Here is a 15,211-nt window from a genome sequence, read left to right as displayed (position 1 = left end):
CAGCAGGCGGGGGAGCGCCTGAAATGAAACTGCCTGAACACTTGACCTTTGACAGTGATGGCGGTTCCGCTTTCTTTGACAGAACGTGTACTGCTGCACAACTTTCCGAGCGCGCTTCCTTGGCTATAAACCCTGCTGTATCGCCGGGTCATCAGGGTTCAATTGTTCCAGCTGGGCCAACAGGACCTGGACGTGCTGCAACTGACCGGTTTCCTTCCAATAATTGATCAGCAACACCCGCGCGTTGCGGTCGGCGGGGTTGCGCTGGACGATTTCCTGCAGTTGTTTCTGCGCGGCTTCCACTTCCTGCTCGGCGTGCAGGGTGGTCGCCAAGTCGTAGCGATATTGCCTGTTGTCAGGTTCCAGTTCCACGGCCTTCGCCAAGCCTAGCACTGCATATTCACTCTGGCCGTGCTGCAGCAGCCACATCCCCAGCGCATGTTGCAGGTAAGCCGATGCGGGTTGGGTTTGCAACTCCCGGGCGAGCAATCGACGTGCAGCTTCCCCCTGGCCTTGTTTGTCCAGCACGTCGACCTGCATGACCAGCGCCGGCAGGTTGCCCGGTTGTAACTTCAGCACCTGTTCCAGCGCCTGCTGGGCTTTTTTCAGCTCGGCGTTGTGCGCATACAGCCGGGCGAGCTGATAGAGGGATTCGGGGGAGGGTGGATCGTCGTTCAATACCTGCTTCCAAGTATCGACGGCGATCTGCATCGCCCCGAAATACAGGCCCAGTTCGTCGGGCGACAGGCCCAGCAATGCGTTCACGGCGGCGAATCGGACGTCCGGCTCGTTGTCATCCAGGAGCGGGCCTAGCAACAGGCTGCGCTGGGCGTTTGGCACCAGTCCGACGATGCTGCCGATGGCCGCGCGGCGCACGTCCGGCGATTCGCTTTGCAGATCCGCCTGGGCCAGTTTCAACGCCTGGGGGCTTGGGTAGTTGGACAGTTCCGCGTGCAGCCGGACACGGCGCTTGGGCGACAAGTCCGGCCGTCCCAATTGCTGATACAACATTCGCGCGGCACCAGGCTGGCCATTGCGGGCGTGTTCCAGGGCTTCGCTGTAGCCGCGCTTGATGGCCTCGGGGATCTGCGGTGTGGTGCTGCGCAGCCATATCGCGACGAGACCGATCGCCAATACAACGGCAAGACTGAAAAGCACATAGCGGCGAGACGAAGGCATGCAGGTAATCCATAACCAGAAGCGCGAAATGTCGCAAGCTTCGGTCAGGCGGCGGCTTGAGTCAAACCTTGTAACAGCAGTCATGAACCTGTGGGAGCGAGCTTGCTCGCGATGGCGTCGGATCAGTGAGGTAGATATTGACTGACACACTGCTATCGCGAGCAAGCTCGCTCCCACAAAGGGCGTTTCCACAGCGGGCCTTGGGCGATAAACAAAAAAAGCCCCGCGTCCGAATGAGACGCGGGGCAAACATTTGGCTGGTTGCGGCCAACCAAAGGAGCTCGGTTGGGAAGGGGGTTATCAGTTGCTGGCGACGGTTTCCGGTTGCCAGCCGCCGCCCAGGGCCTTGTAGATCGCGACGATGCCGCGATACAGGTCCACTTCGGCCTGGGCCTGGCTGTCTTCGGCGGCCAGGCGTTCACGTTGGGCGTCGAGCAGCACGAGGAAGTCCTCGGTGCCTTCGCGGTAGCGAATCTCGGCCAGGTCTGCGGCGGCGCGGCTCGATTCGCTCTGGCGGATCAGCGAGATCAAGCGTTGCTGACGTTTGCCGTAATCGCTGAAGGCGTTTTCCGATTCTTCCAGGGCCAGCAGCACTTGCTGTTCATAGTTCGCCAGGGCGCCATCCGCTTCGGCGTTGGCACCGCGCAAGCGAGCCCGCACGCTGCCCAGGTCGAAAGCGGCCCAGGTGATGCTCGGGCCCAGCGCCCAGGCATTGGCCGCCGAAGAGCCGATCTGCGAGCCGCGTCCGGCGGTAAAACCGAGGAAACCGCTCAGGCTGACCCGCGGGAACAGGTCGGCCTTGGCCACGCCGATGCGCGCCGTGGCCGCAGCCAGTTGACGCTCGGCACTGAGGATGTCGGGACGGCGTTGCAACAATTGTCCCGGATCGCCAATGGGCAGAGCCTTGGCAATGGCCGGCAGCTGTCTAGGGCTCAAATCCACCGTCAACTTGTCCGGGCGCTCGCCCAGCAAGGTCGCGATGCGGTTGCGTTGACGGGCCTGTTCGGCCTGCAATTGCGGCACGCTGGCTTCCACCGCGGCCAGGCGGGCATCGGCGCGCACCACGTCGAGCTGATCGCCGACGCCGGCTTCGCGCAGGCTTTCGGTGATCTTGCGCGACTCCTGCTGGTTCTGCAGGTTCGCCAGGGCGATTTTCTCCCGCAGTTGCGCGCCGCGCAGTTGGCCGTAGGCGTCCACCAGCTCGGCGATCATGGTCACCTGCAGTTGGTAGAGATCGGCCTCGGCGGCTTGCTGGTCGGCATCGGTCGCTTCCAGGTTGCGCCGGATGCGTCCGAACAAGTCCAGTTCCCAGGCCATGTCCAGGCCCAGGTCGTAACGCTCGGAGTTGACCCGGTCGTCCGTCTGGCCCATCGGGTTCTGGCCTTTGCCGATGTTGCTGCTGGCGCGGCTGGTAATGGTCGGCATGACGTCGTTGCTGGCGTCGTCGCGAATCGCCCGGGCGGCCCGCAGACGGGCGAAGGCCACGCGCAACTCGCGGTTGCCTTCCAGCGAACGGGTCACCAGCGCATTGAGGGTCGGGTCGTCGAATTGCTGCCACCAGACGCCTTCGAAGCGGGCGCGGTCGAAGTTCTTCTGGCCGGCGGCGCCGTCGGTAGCGGTGGTGACGTTCGCCGCCTCCGTTTGTGGCGCCTTGTAGTCCGGGCCCACGGCACAGGCGCTTAACGCCAACACCAGCAAGCTCGGCAGGAACGCTTTCACACTCATTGTTGCGCCTCCAGTTTCAAGGCACGGGCCGCCTTGCGGGCCTCGCTGCGCTCGACGAAGTTACGGATCAAGACGTAGAACACTGGGGTGAGCAGCAGGCCGAAGAAGGTTACGCCAAGCATCCCGGAGAACACCGCGACACCCATGGCATGGCGCATTTCGGCACCGGCGCCGCTGGAGAACACCAAGGGCACCACGCCCATGATGAAGGCGAACGACGTCATCAGGATCGGCCGCAGACGCAGGCGGCAAGCTTCCAATACGGCTGCCAGCGGGTTCAGGCCTTCAAGCTGCTTGTCCTTGGCGAACTCGACGATGAGGATCGCGTTCTTGCAGGCAAGTCCCACCAGTACGATCAAGCCGATCTGGGTAAAGATGTTGTTGTCGCCACCGGACAGAATCACCCCGGTGATCGCCGACAACAGGGTCATCGGCACGATCAGAATCACCGCCAACGGCAGGCTCCAGCTTTCGTATTGCGCCGCGAGCACCAGGAACGCCAGCAATACGCAGAGCGGGAACACGAACAGCGCGGTGTTGCCCGAGAGAATCTGCTGGTAGGTCAGGTCGGTCCACTCATAGGTCATGCCGTTGGGCAGTTCGTCCTTGAGCAGTTTCTCGATGGCTTTCTCGGCCTGGCCGGAGCTGTAGCCCGGGGCGGCGGCACCGTTGATTTCAGCGGTGATGAAGCCGTTGTAGTGCATCACGCGGTCCGGGCCCGAGGTGTCGCTGACCTTGATGAAGGTCGCCAGCGGGATCATCTCGCCACGGTTGTTGCGCACCTTGAGCTGGCCGATCTGGTCCGATTCGAGACGGAACTGCTGCTCGGCCTGGACGTTGACCTGGTAGGTACGGCCAAAGCGGTTGAAGTCGTTGGCATACAGCGAACCCAGGTAAATCTGCAGGGTGTCGAAGATGTCGCTGACGGCCACGCCGTGGGTCTTGGCTTTTTCACGGTCGATGGCGGCATCGACCTGCGGCACGTTCACGGTGTAGCTGGTGAACAAACCGGCCAGTTCCGGCACGCTGCGGCTCTTGGTGATGATGTTCATGGTTTCTTTGTACAGCTCGTCGTAGCCCAGGTTGCCCCGGTCTTCGATTTGCAGGCGGAAACCACCGATCGTGCCCAGTCCTTGTACCGGCGGCGGCGGGAAGATCGCCATGTAGGCTTCCTGGATTTCCGAATATTTGCCGTTCAACGCACCGGCGATGGCGCCGGCCGACATGCTCGGGTCCTTGCGCTCGTCAAAGGGCTTGAGGGTGACGAACACGATGCCGGCGTTCGGGCTGTTGGTGAAACCGTTGATCGACAGGCCCGGGAAGGCCACCGCGCTTTCAACACCCGGTTGCTTGAGGGCCAGGTCCGACATGCGCTTGATCACGTCTTCGGTGCGGTCCAGGCTCGCGGCGTCCGGCAGTTGGGCGAAGGCCACCAGGTACTGCTTGTCCTGGCCGGGCACGAAGCCGGTCGGCGTGGTGGAGAAACCGAAGAAGGTCAGCACCATCAGGCCAGCGTAGAGCACCAGGGCGATGCCGCTGCTGCGGATCACCCGAGCGACCGTGCCCACGTAGCCATGGCTGGCACGTTCGAAGAAACGGTTGAACGGACGGAACAGCCAGCCACCAAAAATCTTGTCCAGGAACTTGGAGAAACGGTCCTTGGGCGCGTCATGGCCTTTGAGCAACACCGCGGCCAGGGCCGGCGACAGGGTCAGGGAATTGACTGCCGAGATCACCGTGGAGATGGCAATGGTCAGGGCGAACTGTTTATAGAACTGACCCGTCAGGCCACTGATGAACGCCGCCGGAACGAAGACCGCGCACAGCACCAGGGCGGTGGCGATGATCGGGCCGGTCACTTCGCCCATGGCGCGCTTGGTCGCCTCCACGGGGGTGAGTCCCAATTCGATATTTCGCTCGACGTTCTCCACCACCACGATGGCGTCGTCCACCACGATACCGATCGCCAGTACCAGGCCGAACAGCGACAAGGCGTTCAATGAGAAGCCGAACAAGTGCATGACCGCGAATGTACCGATCAGCGACACCGGTACGGCGACCAGCGGGATGATCGAGGCGCGCCAGGTCTGCAGGAACAGGATGACCACCAGCACGACGAGGATCAGCGCTTCGAACAGGGTGTGGACCACCGCTTCGATGGAGCCACGAACGAAGATCGTCGGGTCATAGACGATGCTGTAGTCCATGCCGGCCGGGAAGCCTTTCTTCAGCTCGTCCATTTTCGCGCGCACATCGTTGGAAATCTGGATGGCGTTGGAGCCTGGACGCTGGAAGATCGGGATTGCCACTGCCGGCTGATTATCGAGCAGCGAGCGCAGGGCGTATTGGCTGGAGCCCAGCTCTACCCGTGCGATGTCCTTCAGGCGGGTGATTTCACCGTTGGCGCCGGAACGAATGATGATGTTCTCGAACTCTTCTTCGTTTACCAGGCGACCCTGGGTGTTGACCGACAGCTGGAACGCCGTGGCGTTAGGGGCTGGCGGCGCACCCAGGGCACCGGCGGCAACCTGGCGGTTCTGCTCGCGGATCGCCGTGACCACGTCGGTGGCGGTCAGGTTGCGCGAAGCGGTCTTGTTCGGATCAAGCCAGACCCGCAGGGAGTAATCGCCCATGCCGAACAGCTGCACGTCACCCACGCCACCCAGGCGCGCCAGCTCATCCTTGATATTGAGCAAGGCGTAGTTGGACAGGTAGAGCATGTCGTAGCGTTTGTCCGGCGAGGTCAAGTGCACGACCATGGTCAGGTCGGGCGATGCCTTGTCCACCGTGATACCGATGCGGGTCACTTCCTCCGGCAACTTGGGCTCGGTGCGGGTGACGCGGTTCTGCACTTGCACCTGGGCGTTGTCCAGGTCGGTGCCCAGGGCAAAGGTGATGGTCAGGGTGATCTTGCCGTCAGCAGTCGACTGCGAGGACATGTACAGCATGTTCTCGACGCCGGTGATGGCTTGTTCCAGGGGCGCGGCAACGGTTTCGCCGATGACCTTGGGGTTGGCGCCCGGGAAGTTGGCGCGCACGACCACGGTCGGCGGCACGACTTCCGGGTATTCGCTGATCGGCAACTGGAACAGCGAAATGGCGCCGGCGATCAGGATCAACAGCGAGAGCACCGCTGCGAAGATCGGCCGCGAAATGAAGAACTGGGAAAATTTCATCTTGGATTCAGTCCCTTAACCGCGTGGGGACGCAGAGGCCAGTTTGCCTGCCGAGCTGGACGCTGCCTTGGACGGCGCGACTTGTGGCAGGTTGCTGGCTTCGAGCGCTTTACGTTGTTGTGCCAGGGCGGCGAGGGTTTGCTCGCTGGCCATCGGCACGGTTTCAGGCGTGACCGGCGAACCCGGACGGGCCCGTTGCAGCCCCTTGACGATGATGGTGTCGTCCTTGTTCAAGCCGTTGCGAACGATGCGCAGGCCTTCGATCTTCGGACCCAGCTCGACGGCGCGGTAGGCAGGCTTGTTCTCGGCGTCCATCACCAGGACGAATTTCTTGCCCAAGTCGGTGCCCACGGCTTCGTCGTTGATCAGCACGGCGGAATAGGTGCCGCTGCCCACCAGTTTCAACCGAGCGTAGAGGCCAGGGGTGTAGGCGCCGTCCTTGTTGTCGAACACCGCGCGACCACGGATGGTGCCGGTTTGCGGGTTGACCTGGTTGTCGACGAAGTTCATCTGGCCCAGGTGCGGGTTGCCCTCTTCGTTGGACAGGCCCATGTAGACCGGCGTGGCCTGGCCGCGCTGGCCCTGGCGGGCGAGTTGGGTGTACTTGAGGAACACGCGTTCGTCGGCGTCGAAATAGGCGTAGACCTTGTCGGTGGACACCACGCTGGTCAGCGGCGTGACATCGGCGGTCACCAGGTTGCCAGCGGTGATTTCCGCCCGGCTGACACGACCGTTGATGGGCGAGGTGACCCGGGTAAAGCTCAGGTTCAGCTTGGCCAGGTCCAACTGCGCCTGGATGCCCGCCACGGCAGCGCGGGCTTCCTGGGCGGAGGTGGTGCGCGAATCCGCCAATTCAGCGGAAATCGCATTGCTCAAGCGCAGGCGTTCGCCACGCTGGGCTTCGTTCTCGCTGCGAGTCGCGGTGGCGCGGGCCTGGGCCAGTTGGGCTTCGAGACGACGCACTTCAGCCTGGAAGGGGCGAGGGTCGATCTGGAACAGCAGGTCGCCTTTCTTGACCAGCGCGCCTTCGGTGAAGGCGACTTCATCGATCTGCCCCGAGACACGTGGGCGAATCTCGACGGTTTCCGGTGCTTCGAGGCGCCCGGTGAACTCATCCCATTCGTTGACGGGCTGCTCCAGTACCTTGGCCACACTGACTTTGGCCGCCGGCATGGAAGCTGCCGTTTCGGGGGTCTTGCCGCAAGCGCTGATCACCAGCACCGCCAACAGTGCGAGGGGAAAGCGCAATTTAGAAAGTGAATGTTCCATGGATAGCATCCGCCAAGTGTATTGAGATGGGCGGATGATGCGTGTCGAGGCGCAGAGGAACGAATCGAATGAAACAAAGGTAACTATCATTCGGAATGATATAAGCCATCGATGAGCCCTCTAGTCCGGGGCTTTCGTTAGTAGGCTATCAATTTGGCTGATGTCTCGTCAGGTTGGCCTTGTCATTTGTCACGGCAAGTAAATGTCATGGATTCGCTTGATTTCGCCTTCTTTGCGAAGGGCCTCCACGGCCCCCCGCAAGTCTTCGACGATTTTGGGCGAGCACTGCCGTGAACAGGCGAGGTAAAGCTCGGCGCTGCTGCCAACCGAACTCATCAGCAATTTGCGCTTGGACACTTTCGGCCAGATATAGCGGCTCTCGGGAACACCGTTGAACCAGGCATCGATACGCCCCATCAGCAGCAGTTGAGCGGGATTGTCGCCAATGGCCAGGGGGTAGATCTGCTCATCGCTGAAGCCCTCGGCACGCAGGATATCCTCTTGCGCGCTGCCGAGGCCGACCCCGATCTTGCGGTAGGTTTCTCTCGCTTGGGCGAAGCTGTTCACTCGCCGGTCAAGGCTGAAGAAGGCACGCTCCATGGGCATGATCGAAGCGATCCAGGTGAAACGATCCTCACGGGAGGGAATGCGCGAAAGAGGGGTGATCAGGTAGTCATGTTCCTCGCTGACGTGCTTTTGCGCCCGGGCCCAGGGCAATACATGGATTTTGACCGCGTAGCCGGCCTTGGCCATGGCCGCCACGGCAACATCGCCAGCAATCCCGTGGCCCCTGGGGTCGTCGACGAATGTCAGCGGAGGCGCATCGGGGATATGCAGCTCCAGCTCCAACGGCTCACCGCCCGCATGAGTCATGACCAACAGCGGCATCAATAGACAAAGCCCGCATAGCGCTTTGATGGGCAGATTCGAAACGCGCTTGCTTGGGGTCATGATGGGGACTTCAGGCATTGAAAAATAATGTGCCCATTCTACGGGGCGGCGCCGTAAACAGGTGCTTCAGGCCTATGTTATGTGATGCAGCACACCCAAAAGTGGTTCGCCGCGTTCGTTTCGTCCGGACACGTCATCTGTTACGTCGGCCTGACTGCGTGTCTATGAAAGGTATAGATCATTTGGGCGACAAAAGCCTGGGCCTTTGTGATCGGTCTTTCAAAATGGAGACCTCGAAGAATGTTTAAAGTCGCGTTGTTCCTAATCTCGCGTCTGTAATTCTTTTCCTACATAAGTTTTTTGTTGGAGTATTGCGCGTTCATTTCGCGTTCATTTCGCGTTTTTTGTAAGTTTTTTCTGTAGGGCCCCGTCCGCCTTTTTGTGAGCCTATTCCTTTTTATTCAAAGGGGTGGATTTAAGCTATCCGGCGTTGTATTTCGTCGCTACATTAAGACGGCGAAAAGCGTGAATGCAGGATGCGGGATGCAGGGTGAAGAGCAACGAAGATGTTCAATCATTGCCTGCCAACATTTCAAAGGAGCAAGTATGGCATCGTACAGTTTTCAAAATGAAGTGCCCAAAAGCAGGGTCAATATCAAACTCGATCTACACACTGGGGGCGCACAGAAAAAAGTTGAATTGCCGCTGAAGCTGATGGTGATGGGGGACTACAGTAACGGCAAGGAGCAGCGCCCGTTATCGGAGAGGGGGAAGGTCAATATCGATAAACACAACGTCGACAACGTCCTTGAGGAATTCTCCCCCCGCCTGGCATTCGCTGCGCGCAACACGCTGACGGGTGATGGGGCGGATATGTCGGTTGAACTGAGTTTTCAACGGATGAAGGATTTTGAGCCGGAGCAAGTGGCCCGCCAGATTCCGCAGTTACGGGCGCTGTTGGCCATGCGCAACCTGTTACGCGACCTTAAGTCGAACCTGCTGGACAACATGACCTTCCGTCACGAATTGGAGCGCATCCTCCAGGATGAAGCCCTCAGTGATGAACTCCGAACTGAGCTGGCGGCATTGGCGCCAAAAGAAGTCCGCTAATTCATTTCGCCGGCAGGCCATAAGAGTAACTATATATGTCTACTGAAAGTTCTAACGTGCAATCGCGCGGCGCTACAGTGTTGGCTGAAGATAAGGGCGTTTATGCGGCGCTGTTCAGCAAGATAAATTTGAACCCTGTCGCTGAGCTGGGAAGTATCGAAACTTTCCAGCACGCCGAGGCGTTGTCCGAGGCATCGGTTGATGAACGGGTCACTGCCGCTGTCAGTGTGTTCCTGAAGTTGCTCAAGGAATCACCGCAGAAAGTGGAGCGATTGGACAAAGTGCTCCTCGACGAGCATATCGCTTCGCTGGACACGCAGATCAGTCGTCAACTCGATGCGGTCATGCATCACCCGGACTTCCAACGCGTCGAATCAACCTGGCGCGGCGTCAAGTCCTTGATCGACCAGACGGATTTTCGCCAGAACGTGCGCATCGAATTGCTGGATATCAGCAAGACTGACCTGGTGCGGGATTTTGAAGACGCCCCCGAAATCGCCCAGAGCGGTTTGTACCTGCACACCTACACCCGCGAATACGACACGCCAGGCGGGGAGCCAATCGCGGCCGCCATTTCCAATTACGAATTCGATCGCAGCCCGCAGGACATTGCCTTGCTGCGCAATATTTCGAAAGTGGCCGCGGCGGCGCACATGCCCTTTATCGGTTCGGTGGGGCCGGCATTCTTTGGCAAGCAATCCATGGAGGAGGTGGCCGCCATCAAGGACATCGGCAATTACTTCGATCGAGCCGAGTACATCAAGTGGAAGGCCTTCCGTGACAGTGACGATGCGCGTTACGTCGGCCTGACCATGCCGCGGGTCCTGGGGCGCCTGCCCTATGGGCCGGATACGATTCCCGTGCGCAGCTTCAACTACGTCGAAAGCGTCAAGGGCCCTGATCACGACAAGTATTTGTGGACCAACGCGTCCTTCGCGTTTGCCGCCAACATGGTCAAAAGCTTTATCGCCAATGGTTGGTGCGTGCAGATTCGTGGGCCTCAGTCGGGGGGCGCGGTCACGGACCTGCCGATCCACTTGTATGACCTGGGTACCGGCAACCAGGTCAAGATTCCTTCGGAGGTGATGATCCCGGAAACCCGCGAGTTCGAATTCGCCAATCTCGGCTTCATTCCCCTGTCGTATTACAAGAACCGCGACTACGCCTGTTTCTTCTCCGCCAGTTCAGCCCAGAAGCCTGCGTTGTACGACACGCCGGATGCCACCGCCAACAGCCGCATCAATGCGCGCCTGCCCTATATCTTCCTGCTCTCGCGCATTGCCCATTACCTGAAATTGATCCAGCGCGAAAACATCGGGACCACCAAGGACCGTCGCTTGCTGGAGTTGGAACTCAATAAATGGATCGGCGGGCTGGTGACCGAAATGACCGATCCCGGCGATGCCCTGCAGGCCTCGCACCCCCTGCGTGATGCCAAGGTGACGGTGGAAGACATCGAGGACAACCCCGGTTTCTTCCGGGTCAAGTTGTACGCCGTGCCGCATTTTCAGGTGGAGGGCATGGACGTCAACCTGTCGCTGGTTTCGCAAATGCCCAAGGCGAAAGCCTGACTTAATCCCGAGGAAACGACGCCATGAAAATCGATCGTCCCTTGTGGACGTCCGGCACCCTATTGTCTGCGCAACAGTTTCAGCAACAAGCGCGCTGGGAAGCGTGGGTCAACGAGCAGCTCGCCAGCCTGGCCTTGGCCCACCCTTGGGGCGTGAAGGCTGTTGAGTTCGACACCGATGCATTGCGCCTGGGCAAGCTCAAGGCTACCCGCCTGAGCGTGCGCATGGCCGACGGCAGCCTGCTCGACAGTGAACGGGTGGATCGCCTGCCGCCGGGGCTGGAGTTGTCGCGGTTGATGAGCGACGACGCCGGGCAGGCGCTCGTGCTGCTGGCCTTGCCCTTGGAACAGGCCAACGGCAACAACTGCCTGATGCAGGAGGGCCGGGCTGACCGGCCAACCCGCTATCGCCAGGACTGGCGGCCGGTCCAGGATCTGTATGCAGACGAAGTCCAGTCGATCGCCGTGCTGGAACACGCGCTGACGCTGCGCCTGGATACGGACGACAACGGCGACTACCTGACCTGTCCCATCGCGCGCCTGGTGCGTGAAGGGCAGGGCAGGTGGAGTCTTGATCCGACCTATGTGCCGCCGCTGCTCAGTTTTGCCGCGCATCCGGGGCTGCTGGTCCAACTGGACAATCTGTTGACGCAGTTGTCCGCCAAGCGACAGCGCCTCATGGGCATGCGTCGGGAAAGCAACCAGCGCATGGCCGATTTCGCCGTCGCCGATGTGTCGTTGTTCTGGTTGCTCAATGCCTTGAACACCTACCAGCCGGTTCTGGCCGATCTCAAGGCATATCCGCAACGCCACCCCGAGCAGGTCTATCTGGAGCTGGCCAAGCTGGCCGGCAGCCTGCTGACGTTTTCGCTGGAACACGACATCGACAAGATTCCAGCCTATCGCCATGAACACCTGGAAACGGTGTTCCCGCCGCTGATGCGCTGTATCGCTACGTTGCTGGAAGCGAGCCTGCCGTCGCGCGTCATCGCCCTGGCGCTGGAGCACAGCGCCAATCGCTGGCAAGTGACGCTCAACGATGCTCGGCTTCGTGAGCCCGACGGGGCTGACTTCTACCTGTCGGTGCGCTGCCAGTTACCGGCGGCACAGCTTCAGGATCAGTTTCCTCGCCTATGCAAAATCGGCGCGCCGCAGCGGATGTCGACGAACTGATCAACGCGGCGCTCGATGGCGTCCCGCTGAAACCCCTCAACCATGTGCCGGCGGCCATCCCGCTGCGCCTGGAAAACCAATACTTCGCCCTCGACCTTGGCCATCCCAAGGGGCAAGCCATGCTGACTTCGGGGACTTTCGCTTGCTACGTGCCCAGCACCTTGTCGCAAGTCCAACTTGAACTGTTTGCGGTGCTACGCACATGACTCTGAATTTCTCGAAAAAACCAGGCGCACTGACGACGGATATCGACGCCTTGCTCCAGGACAGCTATCTGCTGGTGGTCCAGCTACGCCAGGGCCTGTCGGTGCCAGACACCAAGGCCCTGCAACAACTTTGCCTGAACCAGGTCGAGCAGGTCCGGGAGCAGCTTGAACAGATCGCCATGGACCCGCGCGACATCGAGCACATCAACCACGCCCAATGCGCACTGCTGGATGAGGCGGTGCTCCTCTGTACCAAGGGCGAGGTACGGACTGAATGGACCTGTGAACCGCTGCAGGCCAAGTTGTTCAACCGGCATCAGGCCGGTGAGTCCCTCTACGAGGAGATTCGCCTGGTGTTGCGCGAATTGTCACCGGATCCGCGGGTGCTGACGGTGTTTCATCGAGTCCTGATGCTGGGTTTCAAAGGTCGTTACGCGGACCTTGCCGACCCTGGGCGCGAGCAAATATTGGAGGCCCTTGAAGCACGGGTCACCTCGCTGAAAATCAGCGCAAACCTGGTGACCCGAAAGGGCGGTCGCCTGGCCCGGTACCGATCCCCCTGGATGCACGGCATGGCGGTGGCGCTACTGCTCGCCGGCGCCTGGTGGACGATGGACCGCTGGCTGACCGGCGTGGTTGCTTCCCTCATGCCCGGCCAGGCGTGAGGCGCCTTATGACAATCCAGTTGCAACGAGTCCTTTGGCTATGGGCCGGGATCCTTGTCCTGGCATTGCTGCTCATGCTCCCGCTTGCCACATGGATACGCGTGGTCGTCATGCTGGGCATGGTGAGTGTTACGGCGGTGGGTTGGGTCGTGGCCAACCGGCGTGTCGCGCGTTTGCGTGAATCGGTGAAACTCGCCGCCAACGTGTCCGTGCCCCCAGCCTCGTTTCGTCGGCCTGTGGTGCTGGTCTGCGGCGATGGCCTGGACGGTTTGTTCGGCAGTATCCCCGAACTGGAGTTGGTCGTACGGGTGACCCATCAAGGTTGCTATGTACGTGTACCAGGGCTCGATCAGCTCCCCAATGTGACCGAGAGCATCCTGGCGTTGCGTCCGGGATGGGGCGCTCAGCTCAGCGTCATGTTCATCATCAACCCCGCGGCACACAGCGATGAAGCTGAACTGGCGGGGCGGATACGGACGTTTCGTCATCAAGTCACGCTGGCGGGTCAGGGGACGTCAATGCCGCTGACGATGGTGAGCTATTTCCATGCACCGCGGGGCGAGGCTCCGTGGTTCTGTTGGACGGGTGGCCAGCCGAGTCCTCGCGTTCTTGATGCCGGAGCCAGCGTCGACCTGGCCTATTGGCTCCGGCAGCCCACCGACTCAGCCTTGCGGGCGATGCGGATGCAGGTCGGCGTGCAGTTGAACAACGCAGTGCAATGGCTGCACGAGAGTGTGCTGCCGCACTTCAATGCACGTGCCGTCGGTGCTGATCGAGGCTCGGCGGTGTGCTGGGTCATCAGGCCGGTACCCGCATCGACTGGGGGTGTGGAAGGGAATCTGTGGGAGCAGCGGCTACGCGACAAGGTGGCGCTGGTCGACCCCAGGCGAGCCATCACGAAGGCGGTGTTGCCGTTTCCGGATCCTGTGCTGAGCCTGATTCCATTGCGTGCCCAGCGTACGTCTCGACAGCACGCCAGCATCCTTGCGATGTGGATGTTCGGAATCGCTGGCGCGGTCGCCCTGGTCAATTCGGCATGGCAGAACACCTTGCTGGTGCGTCAAGTGACTGATGACCTGCGTCGTTATGCGCCGCTCCTGGCGGTGGAGTCGCAACTGCAACGAACCTCCCATCGGCGTCAGGAAGCCGAGGCCGTCCTCGGTGAAGCCGCGCATCGCCTGGACACCTATCACCGACATGGCGAGCCCCTGTCGTTGGGCCTGGGGCTGTATCGCGGTGCCCCTCTGCGTGAGCCGTTGCTGGCGGTTCTTTCCCATCGCCGGACGTCGTCCGGGCCCATGGCTTTGCCGGCTTCCCAGCCGGTAAGACTGGACAGCTTGTCGCTGTTCAGTCCGGGCAGCGCGCGGCTCAAGCCGGACTCCACCAAGGTGCTGATCAATGCGCTGGTCGGGATCAAGGCCCAGCCCGGCTGGTTGATCGTCATCGCCGGGCACACCGATGCCACGGGCGATGCCGCGCAGAACCTGCGGTTGTCCCGCGAGCGTGCTGCCGCCGTGCATGAATGGATGCTGCAGGTGGGCGGCATTCCCGACAGCTGTTTTGCCGTGCAGGGGTTCGGCGCCAGCCAACCGATTGCCGGCAATGATACCGAGGCGGGGCGCGCAGCCAACCGTCGCGTCGATATCCGTCTGGTACCTGAGGTGGGCGCTTGCGTATTCCCCACGACAGGGCCGGACAGTCACCCCCCGTCGCATCCCGCGACGATCTATGAAAAGGAGCTTCACATGGCAATTCCCGTTTACCTCTGGCTGCAAGATGACGGCGGCGCAGAGATCAAGGGTTCGGTGGATGTGCAAAAGCGCGAGGGCAGCATTGAAGTCATCGCCCAGGACCACAGCCTGTACATCCCGACCGACAACAGCACCGGCAAGCTGACGGGCGCGCGGGTTCACACGCCGTTCCTGTTTTCCAAGGAAATCGACGCTTCCAGTCCCTACCTCTACAAGGCCGTGACGACCGGCCAGACCCTCAAGAGCGCCGAGTTCAAGTGGTACCGCATCGATGATGCCGGGCAGGAAGTCGAGTATTTCATCACCAAGCTGGAGAACGTCAAGGTGGTGAAAGTCGCGCCAAAAATGCACGACGTCAAGGACCCGACCAAAGAGAAACACAACCACCTGGAACAGATTGAGTTGCGCTACGAGAAGGTCACCTGGACCTACAAGGACGGCAACATCATCCATTCCGATTCCTGGAGCGAGCGCCAAAGCGCCTGACGCGCGGGCA

Annotated in this window: 9 protein-coding genes and 2 pseudogenes; 6 read left to right on the top strand and 5 right to left on the bottom strand. The window is 60.8% G+C overall.

The window, feature by feature from the left end; all coding sequences use genetic code 11:
* Window positions 1-123 precede the first annotated feature (123 nt).
* The 5 genes from AB4N42_RS19090 to AB4N42_RS19070 all read right to left on the bottom strand — a co-directional run bounded on the left by AB4N42_RS19090 (window position 124) and on the right by AB4N42_RS19070 (window position 8,300).
* Complete coding sequence (locus AB4N42_RS19090) at window positions 124-1,179, bottom strand: tetratricopeptide repeat protein (protein WP_030138661.1); 1,056 nt, start codon at window positions 1,177-1,179, stop codon at window positions 124-126.
* A gap of 300 nt (window positions 1,180-1,479) precedes the next feature.
* Window positions 1,480-2,904 (bottom strand): efflux transporter outer membrane subunit, encoded by a 1,425-nt coding sequence (locus tag AB4N42_RS19085; protein ID WP_030138662.1) that lies wholly within the window; start codon window positions 2,902-2,904, stop codon window positions 1,480-1,482.
* Complete coding sequence (locus tag AB4N42_RS19080; protein WP_030138663.1) at window positions 2,901-6,080, bottom strand: efflux RND transporter permease subunit; 3,180 nt, start codon at window positions 6,078-6,080, stop codon at window positions 2,901-2,903. The genes AB4N42_RS19085 and AB4N42_RS19080 overlap by 4 nt, the downstream gene beginning before the upstream one ends.
* A 15-nt stretch (window positions 6,081-6,095) precedes the next feature.
* Complete coding sequence (gene mexE, locus AB4N42_RS19075) at window positions 6,096-7,349, bottom strand: multidrug efflux RND transporter periplasmic adaptor subunit MexE (protein ID WP_460115173.1); 1,254 nt, start codon at window positions 7,347-7,349, stop codon at window positions 6,096-6,098.
* Window positions 7,350-7,538: 189 nt separating this feature from the next.
* Entirely contained in the window at window positions 7,539-8,300 is a 762-nt protein-coding gene (locus AB4N42_RS19070; RefSeq protein WP_030138665.1) for a substrate-binding periplasmic protein, read from the bottom strand.
* 546 nt (window positions 8,301-8,846) lie between these two features.
* On the opposite strand from AB4N42_RS19070, the gene tssB reads away from it, so the two are divergent.
* From tssB to AB4N42_RS19040, 6 genes and pseudogenes are all read left to right on the top strand, one after another.
* Entirely contained in the window at window positions 8,847-9,350 is a 504-nt protein-coding gene (tssB, locus tag AB4N42_RS19065; protein WP_030138666.1) for a type VI secretion system contractile sheath small subunit, read from the top strand.
* 35 nt (window positions 9,351-9,385) lie between these two features.
* Window positions 9,386-10,921 carry a type VI secretion system contractile sheath large subunit gene (gene tssC / locus AB4N42_RS19060; protein ID WP_030138667.1) on the top strand — a complete coding sequence of 512 codons (1,536 nt, stop codon included), beginning with the start codon at window positions 9,386-9,388 and terminating at the stop codon, window positions 10,919-10,921.
* 23 nt (window positions 10,922-10,944) lie between these two features.
* Window positions 10,945-12,299, top strand: a pseudogene (gene tssK, locus AB4N42_RS19055) (type VI secretion system baseplate subunit TssK).
* Entirely contained in the window at window positions 12,296-12,964 is a 669-nt protein-coding gene (gene tssL / locus AB4N42_RS19050; protein ID WP_460115172.1) for a type VI secretion system protein TssL, short form, read from the top strand. Before tssK ends, tssL begins: the two are co-directional and overlap by 4 nt.
* Before the next feature lie 8 nt (window positions 12,965-12,972).
* Window positions 12,973-14,538: pseudogene (locus AB4N42_RS19045) on the top strand (OmpA family protein); the annotation flags it as partial.
* A gap of 171 nt (window positions 14,539-14,709) precedes the next feature.
* Window positions 14,710-15,201: an Hcp family type VI secretion system effector gene (locus AB4N42_RS19040; protein WP_030138671.1), complete on the top strand. Its 492-nt coding sequence runs from the start codon at window positions 14,710-14,712 to the stop codon at window positions 15,199-15,201.
* The last annotated feature ends 10 nt before the right edge of the window (window positions 15,202-15,211 follow it).

The sequence above is a fragment of the Pseudomonas sp. H2_D02 genome, assembly GCF_054677635.1.
Note: the sequence above shows the minus strand (reverse complement) of the source record. Positions and strands in the feature narration are given on the sequence as shown.